The organism is Nocardiopsis sp. NPDC057823 (assembly GCF_042797335.1).
Taxonomy (GTDB): domain Bacteria; phylum Actinomycetota; class Actinomycetes; order Streptosporangiales; family Streptosporangiaceae; genus Nocardiopsis; species Nocardiopsis changdeensis.
The window spans coordinates 336,250-354,632 of the sequence record NZ_JBHVLR010000001.1 but is presented as its reverse complement, the minus strand read 5'-3'; the positions used below and the strand labels follow the sequence as shown (position 1 = coordinate 354,632).

Sequence of the window (18,383 nt, the reverse complement as noted above, 5' to 3'; positions counted from 1 at the left end):
CCGCGGCGGCGCCGGCGGGGGGGGCGGGGGCGGCGGGGGGCGCGCCCCGCCGGCCTCCCCCCCCCGCTGCCCCTTGTCCTCCCCCCCCCCCCCCCCCGCCCCGCGGGGTCCCCCGCCGCCGCGGCGGTGTGTCCTGTTCGTTCTCTTGTGCGTCGTGCCCCGGGCCCGGCCCGGGCCGCGCGTCCTACGCGGCGCCGCCCTCCAGGCGGGCCAGCTCCTCGTCCACGACGGACGGGTCGAGCTTGGCGAACAGCGGCTCGGGGCGGCTCAGCGGGGTGCCCGGCACGATCGGGATCGACTCCCAGCGGGCGGCGTTGTCGGCGTAGTCGCCGGTGATGACCGGGTAGTCGACCTTCTCCGCCGAGCCGCCGATGGTGTCGTGGCCGGTCTCCAGGCGGGGCATGCCCGTCCAGGTACCCTCGCCGCCCAGCATCGCGTACACCTTGTTGGCGGACTCCGGCAGGAACGGCGTGAGCAGGGTGTTGGCGTCCTGGACCAGCTGGAGCGCCACGTGCAGCACGGTGGCCATCCGCTCCGGGTCGGTCTTCTTCAGCGCCCACGGGGCCTGCTCGGAGATGTACTTGTTGGCCTCGGCGACGGTCCGCATCGCCTCCTGGAGCGCCGCCTTGAACTGCGAGCGCTCCAGGCGGGCGCCGACGGTGCCGAACGCGGCCGCGGACGCCTCCAGCACCCGGCGGTCCTCGTCGGTGAGATCGCCCGCCGCGGGGATCTCGCCGAGGTTCTTGGCCGCCATGGAGATGGAGCGGTTGACCAGGTTGCCCCAGGCCGCCACCAGCTCGTCGTTGTTGCGGCGCACGAACTCGGCCCAGGTGAAGTCGGTGTCCTGGGTCTCGGGCCCGGCGGCCATGATGTAGTACCGCAGCGCGTCGGCGGAGTAGCGCTCCAGGAAGTCGCGCACGTAGATGACCACGCGGCGCGAGGAGGAGAACTTGCGCCCCTCCATGGTGAGGAACTCGCTGGAGACCACCTCGGTGGGCACGTTCAGCGCGCCCAGCGGGCCGGGCTCGCCGCCCCGGTCGCCCCGGCCGCTCGCCCCCAGCAGGATGGCGGGCCAGATCACCGAGTGGAAGACGATGTTGTCCTTGCCCATGAAGTAGAAGGACTCCGGGTCCTCCCCCTGCCACCAGCGGCGCCACGCCTCGGGGTCACCGGTGCGCTCGGCCCACTCGATGGACGCGGACAGGTAGCCGATGACCGCGTCGAACCACACGTACAGCCGCTTGTTGGCGTTGTCGCTCCACCCGTCCAGCGGGATCGGCACGCCCCAGTCCAGGTCGCGGGTGACCGCGCGCGGCTGGAGGTCGTCCAGCAGGTTCATGGAGAACTTCAGGACGTTGGGGCGCCACTGGCCCTCCTTGCCCTTGAGCCACTCCGAGAGCACGCCGGCGAAGGCGGGCAGGTCGAGCATGAAGTGCTCGCTGTCCACGAACTCCGGGGTCTCGCCGTTGATCTTGGAGCGCGGCGAGATGAGGTCGATCGGGTCCAGCTGGTTGCCGCAGTTGTCGCACTGGTCGCCGCGCGCGCCGTCGTAGCCGCAGATCGGGCAGGTGCCCTCGATGTAGCGGTCCGGCAGGGTGCGCCCCGTGGACGGGGAGATGGCGCCCTTGGTGGTGCGCGCGAAGACGTAGCCGTTGTCGTACAGCGTGGTGAAGAGCTTCTGCACCACGGAGTAGTGGTTGCCGGTGGTGGTCCGGGTGAACAGGTCGTAGGACAGGCCCAGGGCCACCAGGTCCTCGGCGATCACCCGGTTGTAGTGGTCGGCCAGCTCGCGGGCGGTGACGCCCTCCTGGTCGGCCAGCACCTGGATCGGGGTGCCGTGCTCGTCGGTGCCGCTGACCATCAGCACGTTGTTGCCCGACATTCGCTGGAAGCGGGAGAAGACGTCGGAGGGGACTCCGAAGCCGGACACGTGGCCGATGTGGCGCGGTCCGTTGGTGTAGGGCCAAGCGACCGCGGTCAGGATGTGGCGATTCGACGACATGACCTAAGCCTAAAGCCGACGACGCCCTGACACGCACTCCATTACCGGGCCCCGCGGGTACGCGCTCCGGGACGGGAGATTCCCCGGGGACCCCGGGTACCCGTATGCTCTGCTGGACGAACACGCGCGCAATGTGACGCATGCGACTCGGCGCCCAGCGGCGCTCCCGGACCTGAGGCGGTGGTCATCACGGCTCCCCGTGCCCTGACCCGTGCCCGTGCCCGGGCCCGCCGCGCCCTGGCCGCCCCGCTGGTCGCGGGGGTGGCCCTGCTCGTCGTGTTCTCGGTGCCGGGGATCGGCGCGGGCGAGCCCGTGCCGCCGGCGCTGCCCTCCTACGGGGTGGCCAGCGCCCCCCGCCCCGCGGACGCCGACCCCGGGCACGACCGGGTGGAACAGGCCGGGCACGACGACCACCGGGTCACCGTCGGTCCGCCGCCCTCGACCTGTGACACCAGGTCCGGGGTGCGCGACCTGCCCGACGTCCTGCCCGTCCCCGTCCTGAGCCTGGCCTCCTGGGACCAGCCCTGGTGGCCCGCCGACCCGCCGGGCGCCGAACCGGTGCCCGAACAGGGGGTCCCGCGGGACCTGCCGCCCACCCGGGCCCCGCCTCTCACCGCGCTCCCGTCCTGATCCCATCCCCGGACGCCGCATCCCCCGGCCTCCGCGCCCGCAGCGCGTCCGGATCTCCATCGGCTTTTTCGCAGTGAGAGGTAACGACCCCTTGGCCACGTCCACATCGACATCGACGGGAACGGGGGGGCGCTGGTTGCGCGCCCTCGTGTCCCTGCTCGTGATCGCCGTCGCCTTCGGCGCGGCTTGGTTCATCCCGCCCCGCCTGGGCCTCGACCTGAGCGGCGGCACACAGATCGTCCTGGAGACCCAGGACGGCCCCGACGGCACCCCGGCCAGCGCCGAGAACACCGACCAGGTCGTCGAGGTGCTGCGCCAGCGCATCGACCGCCTCGGTGTGGCCGAGGCGACCATGTCCCGCTCCGGTGAGAACCGCATCATCGTGGAGCTCCCCGGCGTTCAGGACCCCGCCGAGGCGGCCCAGATCGTCGGCCAGACCGCGCAGCTGTCCTTCCACCCCGTGCTGGGTGTGGGCCAGGCCGGCGGCCAGGGCGTCCAGGCGCCCGGCGACTTCGCCAACGCCCCCGAGGGCGAGGCCGACGAGGCCCGCGCCCCGCAGGACACCGAGGAGGCCCCCGCCGAGGAGGCCCCCGCGGAAGAGGGCGGCGAGGGCGCCGGCGGCGCCGGGGAGATGAGCGACGAGGAGCTCCAGGAGCTGCTCAACGGCATGGGCGGCGGCCAGGGCCAGCAGCCCGGCCAGGCCGGCCCCAGCGCGGAGAACCCCGAGGACGTCGTCATGACGCTCCCGGACTCCGACGGCACCAACCTCCAGCTCGGCGAGACGGTCATCAAGGGCGACCGGGTGTCCAGCGCCGAGGCCGCGCTCGACAGCGTCAACCGCGCCCAGTGGACGGTCAATGTCAGCTTCCGCGGCGAGGGCCGCGAACAGTGGCGGCAGCTGACCGCCGACGCCGCCTGCTACCCGCAGGGCGACCCGCGCCGCCGGGTGGCGATCGTGCTGGACAACCAGATCATCTCCGCCCCGGAGGTGAACCCGGAGATCGGCTGCGAGGTCGGCATGTCCGGCGGCCAGACCACGATCACCAGCCCCACCTTCACCCGTGAGTCCGCCAACGAGCTGGCCGTCCTCATCGAGGGCGGCTCCCTGCCGCTGCCGGTGACCGAGGTCCAGCGCCAGACGGTCGGCCCGACCCTGGGCGCCGAGGCCATCCAGGCCAGCGCGATCGCCGCGATCCTGGGCATCGCCTTCACCGCCCTGTACATCACGCTGGTCTACCGCCTGGTCGGCTTCCTGGCGTCGCTGGCCCTGGCGTTCTACACCCTGATCGCCTACGGCGCCCTGGTGGCGCTGGGGGCGACGCTCACACTGCCCGGCCTGGCGGGCTTCGTGCTCGCGATCGGTATGGCCATCGACGCCAACGTGCTGATCTTCGAGCGCGCCCGCGAGGAGTACCAGCGCCAGCAGGCCGTCTACCAGGCCAACCGCGCGTCCGGGATGAAGGAGGGTGACGACGACGGCAAGGGCGGCGGCGCCCTGGCCCGCCGCCGGCGCCGCGCCGTGCCGCCGAGCCTGGAGAAGTCCTTCGTGGAGGGCACCGGCAAGGCGTGGAGCGCGGTGCTCGACACCAACGTCACCACGCTGCTGGCCGCCGGCCTGCTGTTCTTCCTGGCCTCGGGCACCGTCCAGGGCTTCGGCGTCACCCTGAGCATCGGTACCGTCGTGTCGATGTTCTCGGCCCTGGTCATCGCCCGCGTGTTCGTGGAGTGGGCCGTGCGCCGCGCGGTCATCCGCAAGCACCCGGCCATCAGCGGCCTGGACCGGATCGGCCCGGTCCGCACCTGGCTGGTCAAGAAGAGCCCCGACCTGATGAAGCACCGCTCCAAGGGGCTCGTCGTCGCGGGCCTGCTGGTGGTGGCCGCCCTGGTCGCCCCGCTGGTGCAGAACGTCAACCTGGGCGTCGAGTTCACCGGCGGCCGGGTCCTCGAGTACGAGATCACCGGCGACCGCCAGGTGAGCGTGGACGAGGCCCGCGCGCTCGTCTCCGGGCTGGGCTTCCCCGGCTCGGACACGGCCGTGGTGCAGGAGGCCGGCGACGGCGACATCTCCGTCCGCACCGGCGAGCTCAGCGACACCGACGCGGCGTCGATCACCGACGCGCTCGCGGAGGAGACCGGCGGCGTCGAGGTGGTGAGCGACGAGCTCATCGGCCCGAGCATGGGCGACGAGCTGCGCAACCGGGCGCTGATCGCGCTGGGCGCGGCGCTGGCCCTCCAGATGATCTACCTGGCCTGGCGCTTCCGCTGGTCGTTCGGCGTCTCCACGATGCTGTCGCTGGCGTTCAACATGCTGCTGGTGATCGGCCTGTTCATCTGGCTGGGCAAGCCGATCGACGGCGTGTTCCTCGCAGCGATCCTGAGCGTCATCGGCTTCACCGTCAACGACACGGTCGTGGTGTTCGACCGCGTCCGCGACGAGTGGGCCCGCGACGACAAGTCCCCGTTCACGGCCATCGCCAACCGGGCGATCATCAACACCCTGCCCCGTACCGTCAACACGACCGTCGGCGGCTGGATCATCCTGGGCTTCCTGACCTTCCTCGGCGGGTCCTCGCTCCAGGACTTCTCCATCGCGATGCTGGTCGGTCTGACCACGGGCGTGGTGTCGACGGTGTTCGTCGCCGTGCCGCTGGCCGTGTGGCTGCAGAAGTGGGACAAGACCCCGCCGCCGCACGTCATCAAGGAGCGCAAGGCCAAGCAGCGCGTCGCCGCCAAGGCGGCCCGCGAGGCCGACGACGGAGCCGTCGTCTAGCACTCCCCTCTCTCGGGAGGAACAGCGGAGGGCCCCCGGGGACGCGACGTCCCCGGGGGCCCTCCCCGTGCGGTGCTCAGCCCGCCTGGACGGGGACCGGTGCGCCCTCGGAGGCCTGCACCAGGACGAAGCCCTGGCCCTGGAGCGACAGCTGGAACGCCTCGCCGCTGCCGCGGCCGATGAGCGCGCCGGCCTTCATGGTGCGGCGCACGCCGGTCTGGAGGGTGCTGGACCAGGCGACGGCGGCGTCGGTGTCGACGAAGGTCGGCTGGTCGATGTTGAGCAGCACCGGGGTGCCGTGGCAGGCGATGGCGATGCGCCCCTGGCCGGTGAACGTGGTGTTGAACAGCCCGCCGGCCGCCATCCCGGCGCCCTGGACGCGCTTGATGTCCCAGGCCAGGCCCGGCTCGAAGGCCAGCACGTTGTCGCCGTTGACGGTGATGGAGTCGTGGCCCTCCAGGTCGATGAGGTGGACGTCCCAGGCGTCGCGGGCCAGGAAGACGTCGCCCCGGCCGCTCACCTTCATCAGGGGCATGCCCTCGCCGGTGAACGCCTTCTTGAGGAAACGGCCGACGCCGCCCGCTCCCTGGTAGTCGAAGTCCACCTGGCCCTGGTAGGCGATCATGGCGCCCTGGCGCGCGAAGATCTCCCCGTTCAGGCCCACCCGGAGCATCTTGTGGTTCTGGAGGTGCATCCCGGGCTGACTGATCTCCTGGGCCTGCTGGAAGAGCTGGCTGCGCATGCTTGTCCTCTCATCGCGAACGGTGTCCCGCCGGGTTGGACGCCTCCCGGGGGGAAAAGTTCCCGTTCACTCCGCGGTGTCTCCTGTGGCTTCGGTGTCTCCTGTGACGCCGTGCACCAAATCGTAGACACGGCGCTTGGGCACACCCGTCTCCTTGGCCACCCGGGCGATCGCGTCCTTGCGGCGGACGCCCTCCTCCTCCAGGGCGTGCACCGCCGCCAGCAGGTCGCCGTCGGCGGCCGCCCCGCCCGCGGGCCGGGCCCCCTCGACCACCACGGAGATCTCGCCCCTGACCCCCCGGGCCGCCCAGTCGGCCAGCTCGGCCAGCCCGCCGCGGCGCACCTCCTCGTAGGTCTTGGTGAGCTCGCGGCAGACCGCCGCGCGGCGGTCGGGCCCGAACGCCTCCGCCATCGCCGCCAGGGTGGCGGCCACCCGGTGCGGGCTCTCGAAGAACACCATGGTGCGCCGCTCGGCCGCGAGCTCCGCCAGGTACCCCGCTAGGCCCTTGCGCGGGGGGAAGCCCTCGAAGCAGAACCGGTCGGTGGGCAGGCCGGAGACCACCAGCGCGGTGGTCACCGCCGACGGCCCGGGCACGGCGGTGACCGGGATGCCCTCGGCCGCGCAGGCCGCGGCCAGCCGGTAGCCCGGGTCGGACACGCCGGGCATGCCCGCGTCGGTGACGACCAGGACGTCCCGGCCCTCGCGCAGGTCGGTGAGCAGCTCGTCGGTGCGGCGGCTCTCGTTGGCGTCGTAGTAGGACACGACCCGGGCGCCCTCGGCACCGCCGGGGCGCACGCCGGCCCGGGTGGCGAACTGGCGTAGCCTTCGGGTGTCCTCGGCGGCGATGACCCGGGCCTCCTCCAGGACGCGCAGCAGCCTGGGCGGCGCGTCCTCGAGGTTGCCGATGGGGAGCCCGGCCAGGGTCAGGGTCCCGACCCTCCGCTTAGCATCGCCCTCAACCACTGTCATCCCCGTCCTGTCACGCTACGGTGGCATCTATCACGCCACCCGAAACCTGTCTCACGGTCCGTCCACAAAGGGACACAACCCTCTCCGACCCCAACCTACGAGCCGAGATGACCACCACCGCATTTTCCTCCGAGGTCGAGTCGACCCCACCCGCTCCCCCACGCCCCTCGCCCCTGCGGGCCAGGTTCCTGCCCGCCGACCCGACCCCGGCGTGGATCGCCTGGCTGGGGGCCGTGCTCGTCGCCGCCTTCGCCGGCGCCCTCCGGTTCGTCGGCTTCGGGGAACCCCCCCGGATCTACTTCGACGAGACGTACTACGCCAAGGACGCCTACGGCCTCCTGAACTACGGCTACGAACACGAGACCGTCGAGGAGCCCGTCGACGCCGACGCCCTGCTCCAGGACGGCGCGACGGCGGACATCTTCACCGGCGGCGGCGACTTCATCGTCCACCCGCCGGTCGGCAAGTGGATGATCGCACTGGGCGACCTGCTGTGGGGGGCGCTGCCGTTCGGCGAGTCGATGACCCCCGAGGCCTGGCGGTTCGCCTCGGTCCTGGCCGGCATCGCCTCGGTCCTCATCCTGGTCCGGGTGGCCACCAGGATGACCCGCTCGGTGCTGCTGGGCTGCACCGCCGGCGTGATCCTGGCGCTGGACGGCCTGCACTTCACGCTGAGCCGCGTCGCGATGCTCGACATCTTCCTCACCCTGTGGATCCTGGCCGGGTTCGCGTGCCTGGTGATCGACCGGGACAAGACACGGGAACGCCTGGTGCGGCTGGCCGAGGCCGGGGTGGACGTGGCCTCCGTCGGCTGGTTGGGGATGCGCTGGTGGCGGCTGGCCGCCGGGCTGTGCTTCGGTCTCGCGGTGGGGACCAAGTGGTCGGCCCTGTTCTTCATCGCCGCGTTCGGCCTGCTCACCGTGGCGTGGGACTACGGGGCGCGCAGCAGCGCAGGCCAGAAGCGCCCGGGCCTGCGGTGGCTCGGCTTCGACGCGATCCCGGCGTTCGTGCAGACCGTGGTGGTGGCGGGGATCGTCTACCTGGTGTCGTGGTCGGGGTGGCTGTTCACCCGGGGCGGGTACAACCGGGACTACGCCGACGGCCTGGCCCCCGACTTCCTGCCCGGCTTCCTGGCCGCGCCGGTGGAGGCCCTGCTGAGCCTGTGGAACTATCACACGCGCATGATGGGCTTCCACGAGAACCTCAGCAGCGACCACACCTACATCTCCCAGCCGTGGGAGTGGATCATCATGCGGATGCCGGTGATGTTCCACTACAACGGCGAGGCCGTGGGCTGCCCGAGCGGCGACTGCGTGACCTCGATCGTCTCCATCGGGACGCCGGTCGTCTGGTGGCTGTCCATCCTCGCCCTCACCGTGCTGGTGGGCTGGTGGGTCACCTTCCGCGACTGGCGGGCCGGGGCCGTGCTGCTGGGCGTGGCCGCCGGCTGGCTGCCGTGGTTCGCGTTCCCCGACCGCCCCATGTTCCTGTTCTACGCGCTGCCGATGCTGCCGTTCCTGGTGCTCGCGATCGTGCTGATGCTGGGCCTGGTGATGGGCGCCGGGGAGGAGAGCCCGCGGTTCTCGCCGTATCTGCGGGCGCTGGGCGGAATCGTGTTCGGCGTGGTGATGCTGTTGATCATCGCGCACTTCGCCTACCTGTACCCGGTGCTGGCCGCCTATCCGCTGGACCAGGAGATGTGGGACGAGCGGCTGTGGTTCCGGGTGTGGATCTACGGGCGCGACGCGCTGGCCTGACCCGCGCGGGAGGAGCGGGCGTTCTCCATTAGTGGCAGCACCGAAAGAAATCAATGCTTTCGCGTAGCCGAAACAGGACAGACCGCCGACGGGGATTCCCCCGCCGAAAGCCTCGGCAGGGGACCCCCCTCCCTGGTACTGTCTGCAACTGGTTGCTGTTGTAGTTTCCATGGATGCCCGAGGCGCCTCGCGGAACTTCACGTGGGCGCTTTTGCGGGGGACCGTTCTCTTCACTTCGGCGCCCGGCGACCCGGGGCCAGCAGGGTGCGGCCCCGTTGTAGTCCCCAAGGGAGAGCACATGGCTCAGGGCACCGTGAAGTGGTTCAACTCTGAAAAGGGTTTCGGGTTCATCGCCGTCGAGGGCGGCCAGCCCGACGTGTTCGTGCACTACTCGGCGATCGCGGGGACCGGCTTCCGGAACCTGGAAGAGGACCAGCGGGTCGAGTTCGAGGTCATCCAGGGCCCCAAGGGCCCGCAGGCCGCGGACGTCCGCCCCATCGCCTAGACAGATCGTGGCGGGTCCCGGCGGCCCGGCGGAACCGTCCAGGCGGGCGTTTCCCTCCACAGGCGTTCCCGACCCCCGCCCCTGCCCAGGGGCGGGGGTCGGCCGCGTCCCGGCTGTTCCACGGGTGTCCGCGTTGTGATCCGGGCACGGTTACCCAAGCGCACCGATACCGGTTAACCTGCTTGAAGCCGGTCGGTATCCCGAGAACGAGGATCGCGCATGTTCAACATCAGCGGAGGAGAGTTCGTCGTCCTCCTTCTGCTCGCGCTGTTGATCTTCGGCCCCGACCAGCTCCCCAAGGCCGCCCAGCAGGTGGGCCGGGTGCTGCGCCAGCTGCGCACGATGGCGAACTCCGCCAGCAAGGACATCAAGGAGGGCCTGGGGCCGGAGTTCAAGGACTTCGAGGTCCAGGACCTCAACCCCAAGCGGTTCGTGCAGAAGCACTTCTGGGAGGAGGGCGAGGACGAGCCGCAGCTCAAACCGGCCGCCCGGCTCAACGGCCGCCGTCCCCCCTTCGACGACGAGGCGACCTGACCGGCCTCAGCCGGCCAGCATCAGGACGAACAGCCCCAGCCCCAGCAGGATCAGCGAGCCCACGATGACGGCGGGCGAGCCGAAGGCCAGCACGAGCACCTCCGCGGCCATCGCCCCGCCGATCGCGGCCGCCGCCCAGGGCCAGCGCGCCTCCGGCGACCAGCCGTTGCGGCGCTCGCGGGCGACGGTCACACCGAAGGCGAGCGCGATGAGCGCCCAGAACAGCAGGTGGGCGACGATCCGCGCGGAGGGCTCGGTGTAGTCGGCCATCCCGCCGACGACCATCACGTACAGGACCGTCCCGGTGGCCAGGCGCCAGTACCCGTGACCGCGTTCGACGGGGATGTCGCGCAGCCGGGCCGGGGTGGTGCGGCGGAAGCGCTCGGCCGCCATGGGCCGCGGTTCGGGCTCGGGCGGCGGGGGCGGCCCGGGGCGGGGACGGGGAGGCTCGGGCGGCGGCTCGTACCCTCCGACGGGCTCGGGGCCCTCCGGGTACTGGTGGCCACCGGGGTACTGGGGGGAGTCGGACACGGTCCGCCCCTTCAGGTCGGCGCTGTCCGGCCTGCGGCCGGGGACTCTCGCCCCTCCCCTACCCGGAGCCCGCCGCCGTCAAATCCCCCCACGTGAGAAGGCCCGGCCGCCGAACGACCGGGCCCCGGGCTGCTCGCGCTACATCCAAACCCAACCGCTCTCTTGGGCGTGCGAGGTCTGCTTGATCATGGCATGTACCTTTCGTGCGTTTTCAGCCCATCCCTGGACCACCTTGGACCACCCGCCCGTCCCCGACAAGACCCTCATCCGAATGTTCACCCTTTTATGACACAGATGGACACAAGGGACGTAAGGGTGACGAATCAGCGGAGCGAGTACCTCCGGAACCCCAGTTCAGCGGCACCGCCTTCGCGATCGCAGTTCACACCCTCCCCGACCACCTGCAAAAACAGGATCAGCCAAGGGCAAAAATACCCCACCCCCCTTCACCGAGAGTGACACCGCGGGAATTACCCCATTCCCATTCGCCGCCACCCCGGAGCCCGAAATTCGGAGCCTTTTCCCTGGACACCGGGAGCCCGCCGATAAACCTCCCGGGACGCGGCGATCCCACCCCGGGTAAGACCTCCCGAAGACCCGCTACTCTCCGTGATCACCTTGCGACAGAGGTTCTCGGGCCCCAGGGAAATCCCGTGACTCCGGCCCCCTGTTATGGACGCACTAAACCTCGGTATATTGCCAGTCACTTTCAGGGGAAAGCCTCACGTCACCCTTCCCCGGCATCGCCGGTCCGCCCGTTTTCTGGCGTACTGCGCCGTATACCACCGGGTAAGTTCCGGGATCGTCCGCGCGGATCACGGAAAGCCTGCCTAAAGTAGGAGGGACCCGCCCGAGTCCCCGGCGTACGGGGTCCGAGCGGGACGTGGAGTCTCCCTCCCGGCCGCCACGTGCAAGGAAGGCACCCGTCGTGAGTCCGCACCCCCCGAGTCCGCCGCCCTACACCCGCTCGCCCGACGGCGTCCCCGCCGACGGAGCCGACCGCACCATCCGGGTCATGGTGGTCGACGACCACGCCTTCTTCCGGCGCGGCCTGGTGTCCGTCCTGGACGAGGAGGCCGACATCGACGTGGTCGGTGAGGCGGGGGACGGCGAGGAGGCCGTCCGGCTCGCCGCCGACTCCCGCCCGGACGTGGTCCTCATGGACGTGTGGATGCCGCACGCCCGCGGTATCGAGGCCTGCCCGCGCATCCGCGAGGCGGTGCCGCACACCAAGTTCATCATGCTGACCATGAGCGACGAGGAGTCCGACCTCTTCGACGCGCTCAAGGTCGGCGCCAGCGGCTACCTGCTCAAGGAGATCGCCGTCACGGACCTGCCCCGGGCGGTGCGCAGCATCGCCGACGGCCGCTCCTTCATCAACCCGACCATGGCCACCCGCCTCATCGGCGAGTTCGCCGAGCTGGCCAAGCAGGAGAGCACGCCGGAGCCGGCGGCCATCCCCCAGCTCACCCCGCGGGAGACCGAGGTCCTCAAGCTGGTCGCCCGGTCGCTCAACAACCGGGAGATCGGCGAGCGCCTGTTCATCACCGAGAACACCGTGAAGAACCACGTCCGCAACATCCTGGAGAAGCTCCAGGTCCACTCCAGGACCGAGGCGGCCATCTACGCCGTCCGCGCCCAGTACGCGTCCTGAGGGCTATCCTGGCTCCGTACCGGCCCCCGCACAGGGGATAGCCGCTTCGCCGGTGACACTCGGGGCTCCGGTCCGGAATCGAGACCCCGCCGAAGGGGATATCCGCCCGGCCCCGCCGGGGGCCCGTGCCACGCACGGCCCCCGGCCCCACCCCGAGCCCCACCGCTCCAGAGGCCCCCGCCACACGACAGGAAAGCCTCGCAGGTCCAAGCGCCCACAGGCACAGCCACACCCCTGCGAGAGCCCCCGCGCACACACCGCCCAGGAGCCTCTCCAGATCGCCCCCAGGCGCAACCACACCCGGCACAAGAGCTCGGGCACACGCGCCCCACGAGCCTCCCCCGGCACGGCCCACCCCACAGGCACGACCGCACCCGGCACGAGAGCCCCAGCCCACACACGGCCCCGGACTGCCCCAGATCGCCCCTTCGGCCCGGCCCACACCCCGCACAAGAGAACCCGCGCGCAGCCCCGGCACAGACCCCCTGCCGTAGAGCAGCCCAGAGCCACCCCCGAACACACCCACAACCGGCACGGGTCCCTATCGACAGCCTCAGGGCACACGCGCCCCACAGGCAGTTCTCAGACCACCCCACGGGCACCGCCCATGGCCGATGTAAGAGAACCCCCCGCCCCGGATCCGGGGCACGCGACCCCCGCCACAGGGGGTCACCTCGGGGGGTTCGGGGGGTCTCCCCCCGGTAAACACGAAGGACGACCCTGCGAGGCGGCCGAAGGCCGCCGAGCAGGGTCGTCCCGAGTCCTGTGGAGCTATGGGGATTTGAACCCCAGACCCCCTCGATGCGAACGAGGTGCGCTACCGGACTGCGCCATAGCCCCTTGAAGACGAGTTAAGCCTAGCAGGCTTCCGGGGGTGCTCCGAACCGGTTCCGGGGCACCCCCGGGACGTCAGTCCCCGGCCGCCCGCAGGCGGGCGTCGGCGTACTGGTCGTAGACCTGGCTGCGGCGGTCGCGCAGGGCGATGATCTCCGCCTCGCGTTCGGCCTCGCGCTCCTGCCGTTCGGCCAGCCTGCGGGCCCGCAGGGCCGCGCGGCGGCGAGCCCGCAGGACCGCGGCCCGCTGTTCGGCGTCGGCCTTGGCGGCCTCGCGCAGCAGCACCAGGTGTCCTCCCAGCAGGAGCACCGGCGGGATCGTCACCCACCAGGGCCCCAGCCCGAAGGCGACGGCGATCGCCGTGCCCGCGGTGAGCAGGGTCAGCACGGTGGTGCGCCGGCGCCGCCGGGCGATGACCCGGGAGCGGCGCTCGTTCGCCCGCGGGGCGGGGAGCGGCGCGGGCTCGGCGGCGGGCGCCGCCTCCTCCTCGTAGTCCTCGTCCTCGCCCTCGGAGGCCTCGGCCTCCGCCTCGGCCCCGGTGTCCTCGTCCTCGCGCCGCGGCTCCTCGGGGACGGCGTCCACCGAGTCCTTCCGCAGCAGCATCGGGACGAGGACGATGAGCCATACGACCACGATGGCCAGGTACAGAGGAGAGCTGCTCATCACCCCTCCTCACGATGACGGCCATTGAACGTTGTCCGACACTTCGTCGACACCGCCCCGCGCGGTCCGTCCGGGGAGGGGAACGTCCGTCCCGGGGACGTGGTTCCCGACCTCGGACCTGTCCGGGAGGTCTCCCGGGCATATCCGCGCGCTGCCCGCATCGTCAATGCGTCTATGTTCCGCACGGTACGACCCCGTGTCCATAAATGCGCCACATTCTGACCGGAGTGTCGCAAGATTGTGGACCCTCAGTTTCGGTCGTCCGGCACGGCTGAGCGTCGACGCAGGTCAGAGGGTGACTGCGCAGAGCAATGCCATTTCAACGCAAAGTAATTGATCAATGTCGTTAAAGAGAGGTTTAAGTTCCGGTCACACCCGTGATGGTGCCACGTTCAGTTCGGCCCGGGGCTCGGACTCGCCGGGTGGCGGGGATCTCCGCCGCCGTTCGGGTCCTGTGGCCCCAATGGGGAACCGGGACCGGAATCGGACTCCGGCGGAGTCCCCGAGGCTCTGCCCAGGCGCCACCGGTGCAGCAGCCCGTCCGGCACCTCCTCGGCCGTGAGCGCGTAGCAGATGTGGTCCCGCCAGGCCCCGTCGATGTGGAGCTGGCGTCTGCGCACTCCCTCGTCCCGGAAGCCGAGCTTGGTCGCGACGCGCCTGCTGGCCCGGTTCTCGGGGCGGATGTTGGCCTCGATCCGGTGCAGCCCGACCTTGAAGAAGGCGTGGTCGACCGCGAGTGCCACGGCCGTCGGGGTGATCCCGCGGCCCGCGTGGGCGCCGTCGATCCAGTAGCCCACCTGCGCCGACCGCGCCGAGCCCCAGACGATGCCGCCGACGGACAGCTGCCCGACGAAGCGACCCTCGTAGTACACGGACCAGGGCATGGACAGGCCCTGGCGGGCCTCCCGCCGGATGGCCTGGATCATGGCGACGTAGGGGGACAGCCCGGTGCCGCGCAGCGGCATCTCCGGGTAGGTCGGCTCCCAGGGCCGCAGCCATTCGGCGTTGCGGGCGCGGGTGTCACGCAGTGCGGTGGCGTCGCGGAGCCGGAGCGGCCGGAGTTCGACCGGACCCTCCCGCAGGGTGACGGGCCACCCTTGTCTGCGATTCACGACCGTCCCTTCGCCGGCACCCGCCGGTTCCGGCTCCGGCGGGGTACTCCAGTATTCCACTCCTCGGACACGGCGTGTCGGGAGTCACCCTGGCCCCGGAAACGGATGGTCCCTAATGGCACTGGTTCCGCACCGGAAAGGAGTGCCGAGGTCAAGGAATTCTCTCTGAACGGAATGCCCGAGATGTGATTCCCGTCATTGTCCGGTTCATTCGGAACGCGGGTGATCCGTGCCACTCAGCTGGTCGAGGGCGTGGCCCAGGACCGGCTCCAGGACGTCCATTCCGTCGCTCGCCCCGCCCCGCGACCCGGGCAGGTTCACCACCAGGACCCGCCGGTCGCCGCGCACGATCACCCCGGCCAGGCCGCGCGAGAGGATCGCGGTGGGCACGCCCTTCTCCCGCCCCGCGGACCGGATCGCCTCGGCGATCCCGGGCACCTCGTACGCGAGCAGGGAACGGGTCGCCTCGGGGGTGAGGTCCTGCGGCGTCACCCCGGTGCCGCCGGTGGTCAGCACCGCGTCGGCCCCCTCGGCCACCGCGCGCTCCAGGGCCTCGGCGACCGGCGGGCCGTCCGGCACCACCCAGGGGCCCAGCGGCTCGAAGCCCAGGGCCCGCAGACGGTCGGCGATCACCGGGCCGGAACGGTCGGGGTACACCCCCGCCGCCGCCCGGTTGGACGCCGTCACCACGGCCACGCGCCGCGCGGGGGCGTCACTCACCGCGCCTCCAGTGGCCCTTCTTGCCGCCGGTCTTCTCCTCCACCCGGACCCGGGTGACCTCGGCCTCGGGATCGACGGCCTTGACCATGTCCACCAGGCCCAGGGCCGCGGTCATGACGCTGGTCAGCGCCTCCATCTCCACCCCGGTGCGGTCCGCGGTGCGCACCGTCGCCCGGATGTCCACGCCCTCGTCGACGACGGTCAGCTCCACGTCCACGCCGTGCACGGCGATGGGGTGGCACAGCGGGACCAGGTCGGGGGTGCGCTTGGCGCCCTGGATCCCGGCGATCCGCGCCACCGCAAGGGCGTCGCCCTTGGGCACCCCGCCGCCGCGCAGCGCGGCGACGGCCTCGGCGCTGAGCAGTACGCGGCCGGTGGCGGTGGCGGTGCGGGCGCTCACGTCCTTGGCGGAGACGTCGACCATGCGCGCCGCCCCCGACGCGTCCAGGTGGGTGAGTCCGCCGGGACTCCCGTCCGACCGTGGGGTGTCGCTCATGGTCCGTCGGTCCTTCCGTGTCCGTGGCCCTCCGGGCCCGTCGGGCCCTCCATGAAGGTACGGCACACGGGCACCGGGCGTCCCCCGGACCCCGGCGGGGTCAGACCGGTTCGGGCAGGACCAGGGCCTCCACCGCCGCCCCCGACGGCAGCTCCGTGACGTCCTCGGGCACGACGATCAGCGCGTTGGTGGTGGTGAGCGCCGTCAGCTGGTGCGACTCCTGCCGGGTCAGCGGCACCACCGCGGCCTCCCGCCCCGGGGCGGCGGGCTCCAGCACGCCGCGCAGGTAGGAGCGGCGCCCGGGCGGCGAGGCGACCGGCGCGGCCAGCCGGGCGCGGACGCCCTCCAGCGGGGCCGGCGGCAGGCCGCGCAGGCGGCGCAGCACCGGCAGGACCAGCACTTGGAAGGAGACGAACGCGCTCACCGGGTTGCCCGGCAGGGTGATGATCGGGGTGCGGTCCGGGCCGATGACGCCGAACCCCTGGGGCTTGCCCGGCTGCATCGCCACCTGGGCGAACTCGACGGTGCCCTGGGCGCTGAGCACCTCCTTGACCACGTCGTAGGCGCCCATGCTCACCCCACCGGTGGTGATGAGCAGGTCGGCGCGGACCAGGAGGCCCTCCAGGGTGTCCAGGACCTTGGCCGGGTCGTCGCCGACGAACCCGTGGCGGTGCACCTCGCAGCCCGCGTCACGGGCGGCGGCCGCCACCATGAAGCTGTTGGACTCCCAGATCTGGCCGGGGCCCAGCGGGCGGCCGGGCTCCACCAGCTCCTCGCCGGTGGAGAGCACCACCACGCGCGGGCGGGGGAAGACCGGGACGGTGCGTCGGCCCACGGCGGCCAGCACGCCCATCTCCCCGGCGCCGATGCGCGCGCCGGGCTCCAGGACCACCGTTCCGGCCTCGATGTCGCCGCCCGCCCGGCGGATCGCGTTGCCCTCCCGGACCGGCCGGGAGAAGGCGGCCCGGGCGGTGCCGCCGTCGGTCCACTCCACCGGGACGACCGCGTCGGCGCCGACCGGCAGGGGCGCGCCGGTCATGATGCGGGCGCACATGCCGGGGCGGATGGCCGCCGGGGACGGGTCGCCCGCGGGGATGTCGGCGACCACCGGGAGCAGGACCGGGGCCTGGGGCGAGGCGTCCGCCAGGTCGGCGGCCTGCACGGCGTAGCCGTCCATGGAGGAGTTGTCGAAGCCGGGCAGGGAGACCGGGGAGGCGACCGTCCCGGCCAGGACGGTGCCGTGCGCCTGGAAGAGGTCGACCTCGACCGGCCGGGGGTCGTCCACCACGGCCAGGATGTCGGCGATGTGCTGTTCGACGCTCTTCACGGGGGCTCCTCCGATTCGCGGCCAGGGTGCGGGCGCCCGGGGGCGCCCACGCCCATTGTGGCCGGGCACGGGCCGGCCGGCGGTCACCCGCCCCCGGTCCGTGCGTCACGCCCGCCGCACCGCCGGGGGATCACTCCCCGGAGCCGCTCCCCCGCCCGTCCGCCGGGGCGTGCCGGTCGACGAACTCGCGCAGCCACGGCAGCAGCTCGTCGGCCAGGTCCGGGCGGCGGCAGGCGAAGTCCACGACGGTGCGGATGTAGTCGGCCTTGTTGCCGGTGTCGTAGCGGTGGCCGCGGAACAGGACGCCGTGGACCACCCCGCCGTCCTCGGGCTTGCGGCGGGCCAGCTCGCGCAGGGCGTCGGTGAGCTGGATCTCGCCGCCCCGGCCGGGCGGGGTCTCGTGCAGCACCGGGAAGACCGCCGGGTCGCAGATGTAGCGGCCGATGATCGCCCAGCGGCTGGGCGCCTGCTCAGGGGCGGGCTTCTCCACCAGGTCGGTCACCACGACGACGTCGTCCTCGTCGGTGGCCTCGATGCCCGCGCAGCCGTAGAGGGAGACCTGCTCGGGCTCGACCTCCATGAGCGCGACCACGCTGCCGCCGTGCTTGGCGCGGACCTCGATCATGCGGCGCAGCAGCTCGGCGGACTCGATGAGGTCGTCGCCGAGCAGGACCGCGAACGGGTTGTCGCCCACGTGCGCCTCCGCGCACAGCACCGCGTGCCCCAGGCCGCGCGGCTCCCCCTGGCGGACGTAGTGGACCTGCGCCAGGTTGCTGGGCTCGCGGACCGAGCGCAGCCGCTCGGCGTCGCCCTTGGACTCCAGCGCCTCCTCCAGCTCGTAGGCCCGGTCGAAGTGGTCCTCGATGGAGCGCTTGTTGCGGCCCGTGATCATGAGGACGTCGTTCAGGTCGGCGGCGACCGCCTCCTCCAGGACGTACTGGATCGCGGGCTTGTCCACGATCGGGAGCATCTCCTTGGGGGTGGCCTTGGTGGCCGGGAGGAAGCGGGTCCCCAGACCGGCCGCGGGTACGACCGCCTTGGTCACGGGGGCGGGATCGGGGTTTGGCAGGTCGCTGGGATTCATGTCGGCACTCTAGGGCAGTCTCCGGCCGCCCACGATGCACCCCGGTGTTCCGG

At 71.9% G+C, this 18,383-nt stretch carries 16 protein-coding genes and 1 tRNA gene; 6 read left to right on the top strand and 11 right to left on the bottom strand.

Going from position 1 to position 18,383, the window contains the following annotated elements:
- Window positions 1-184 precede the first annotated feature (184 nt).
- Complete coding sequence (metG, locus tag ACFVNO_RS01675; protein ID WP_378888411.1) at window positions 185-2,002, bottom strand: methionine--tRNA ligase; 1,818 nt, start codon at window positions 2,000-2,002, stop codon at window positions 185-187.
- A gap of 180 nt (window positions 2,003-2,182) precedes the next feature.
- Here metG and ACFVNO_RS01670 point away from each other — a divergent pair, with 180 nt between their 5' ends.
- Window positions 2,183-2,632 (top strand): hypothetical protein, encoded by a 450-nt coding sequence (locus ACFVNO_RS01670; protein ID WP_370634657.1) that lies wholly within the window; start codon window positions 2,183-2,185, stop codon window positions 2,630-2,632.
- A gap of 136 nt (window positions 2,633-2,768) precedes the next feature.
- Window positions 2,769-5,402, top strand: coding sequence for a protein translocase subunit SecD (secD, locus tag ACFVNO_RS01665; RefSeq protein ID WP_378888406.1), 2,634 nt, complete (start codon window positions 2,769-2,771; stop codon window positions 5,400-5,402).
- A gap of 76 nt (window positions 5,403-5,478) precedes the next feature.
- Here the strand turns inward: secD and ACFVNO_RS01660 are convergent, their stop codons facing one another.
- Both ACFVNO_RS01660 and rsmI read right to left on the bottom strand, forming a co-directional pair.
- Window positions 5,479-6,144 (bottom strand): AIM24 family protein, encoded by a 666-nt coding sequence (locus ACFVNO_RS01660; RefSeq protein WP_220564811.1) that lies wholly within the window; start codon window positions 6,142-6,144, stop codon window positions 5,479-5,481.
- A 66-nt stretch (window positions 6,145-6,210) separates the two neighbouring features.
- Window positions 6,211-7,113 carry a 16S rRNA (cytidine(1402)-2'-O)-methyltransferase gene (rsmI, locus tag ACFVNO_RS01655; protein ID WP_378888402.1) on the bottom strand — a complete coding sequence of 301 codons (903 nt, stop codon included), beginning with the start codon at window positions 7,111-7,113 and terminating at the stop codon, window positions 6,211-6,213.
- 107 nt (window positions 7,114-7,220) lie between these two features.
- Between rsmI and ACFVNO_RS01650 the strand changes: the two genes are divergently transcribed.
- The 3 genes from ACFVNO_RS01650 to ACFVNO_RS01640 all read left to right on the top strand — a co-directional run bounded on the left by ACFVNO_RS01650 (window position 7,221) and on the right by ACFVNO_RS01640 (window position 9,909).
- Window positions 7,221-8,870: a phospholipid carrier-dependent glycosyltransferase gene (locus ACFVNO_RS01650; RefSeq protein WP_355263556.1), complete on the top strand. Its 1,650-nt coding sequence runs from the start codon at window positions 7,221-7,223 to the stop codon at window positions 8,868-8,870.
- A 298-nt stretch (window positions 8,871-9,168) separates the two neighbouring features.
- Window positions 9,169-9,375 (top strand): cold-shock protein, encoded by a 207-nt coding sequence (locus ACFVNO_RS01645; RefSeq protein WP_220564808.1) that lies wholly within the window; start codon window positions 9,169-9,171, stop codon window positions 9,373-9,375.
- Window positions 9,376-9,594: 219 nt separating this feature from the next.
- Window positions 9,595-9,909 (top strand): sec-independent translocase, encoded by a 315-nt coding sequence (locus tag ACFVNO_RS01640; protein ID WP_220564807.1) that lies wholly within the window; start codon window positions 9,595-9,597, stop codon window positions 9,907-9,909.
- A gap of 6 nt (window positions 9,910-9,915) precedes the next feature.
- Here the strand turns inward: ACFVNO_RS01640 and ACFVNO_RS01635 are convergent, their stop codons facing one another.
- A complete protein-coding gene (locus ACFVNO_RS01635; protein ID WP_355263560.1) occupies window positions 9,916-10,440 on the bottom strand; it encodes a hypothetical protein in 525 nt (174 codons plus the stop codon).
- A gap of 928 nt (window positions 10,441-11,368) precedes the next feature.
- Here ACFVNO_RS01635 and ACFVNO_RS01630 point away from each other — a divergent pair.
- Window positions 11,369-12,094 (top strand): response regulator transcription factor, encoded by a 726-nt coding sequence (locus ACFVNO_RS01630; protein ID WP_355263563.1) that lies wholly within the window; start codon window positions 11,369-11,371, stop codon window positions 12,092-12,094.
- Between the two features lie 766 nt (window positions 12,095-12,860).
- Here the strand turns inward: ACFVNO_RS01630 and ACFVNO_RS01625 are convergent.
- The 7 genes from ACFVNO_RS01625 to galU all read right to left on the bottom strand — a co-directional run bounded on the left by ACFVNO_RS01625 (window position 12,861) and on the right by galU (window position 18,330).
- Window positions 12,861-12,934: transfer RNA gene (locus tag ACFVNO_RS01625), tRNA-Ala, on the bottom strand.
- A gap of 69 nt (window positions 12,935-13,003) precedes the next feature.
- Complete coding sequence (locus tag ACFVNO_RS01620) at window positions 13,004-13,591, bottom strand: hypothetical protein (protein WP_355263566.1); 588 nt, start codon at window positions 13,589-13,591, stop codon at window positions 13,004-13,006.
- A 392-nt stretch (window positions 13,592-13,983) separates the two neighbouring features.
- Window positions 13,984-14,703 carry a GNAT family N-acetyltransferase gene (locus ACFVNO_RS01615; protein WP_355263569.1) on the bottom strand — a complete coding sequence of 240 codons (720 nt, stop codon included), beginning with the start codon at window positions 14,701-14,703 and terminating at the stop codon, window positions 13,984-13,986.
- Between the two features lie 207 nt (window positions 14,704-14,910).
- Window positions 14,911-15,423 carry a MogA/MoaB family molybdenum cofactor biosynthesis protein gene (locus tag ACFVNO_RS01610; protein ID WP_355263572.1) on the bottom strand — a complete coding sequence of 171 codons (513 nt, stop codon included), beginning with the start codon at window positions 15,421-15,423 and terminating at the stop codon, window positions 14,911-14,913.
- Window positions 15,416-15,919 (bottom strand): cyclic pyranopterin monophosphate synthase MoaC, encoded by a 504-nt coding sequence (gene moaC / locus ACFVNO_RS01605; RefSeq protein ID WP_355263575.1) that lies wholly within the window; start codon window positions 15,917-15,919, stop codon window positions 15,416-15,418. The genes ACFVNO_RS01610 and moaC overlap by 8 nt, the downstream gene beginning before the upstream one ends.
- 100 nt (window positions 15,920-16,019) lie before the next feature.
- Window positions 16,020-17,246, bottom strand: a complete 1,227-nt coding sequence (gene glp, locus ACFVNO_RS01600) for a gephyrin-like molybdotransferase Glp (RefSeq protein WP_355263578.1) — start codon at window positions 17,244-17,246, stop codon at window positions 16,020-16,022.
- A gap of 130 nt (window positions 17,247-17,376) precedes the next feature.
- Window positions 17,377-18,330: a UTP--glucose-1-phosphate uridylyltransferase GalU gene (galU, locus tag ACFVNO_RS01595; protein WP_220564800.1), complete on the bottom strand. Its 954-nt coding sequence runs from the start codon at window positions 18,328-18,330 to the stop codon at window positions 17,377-17,379.
- Between the last annotated feature and the right edge of the window lie 53 nt (window positions 18,331-18,383).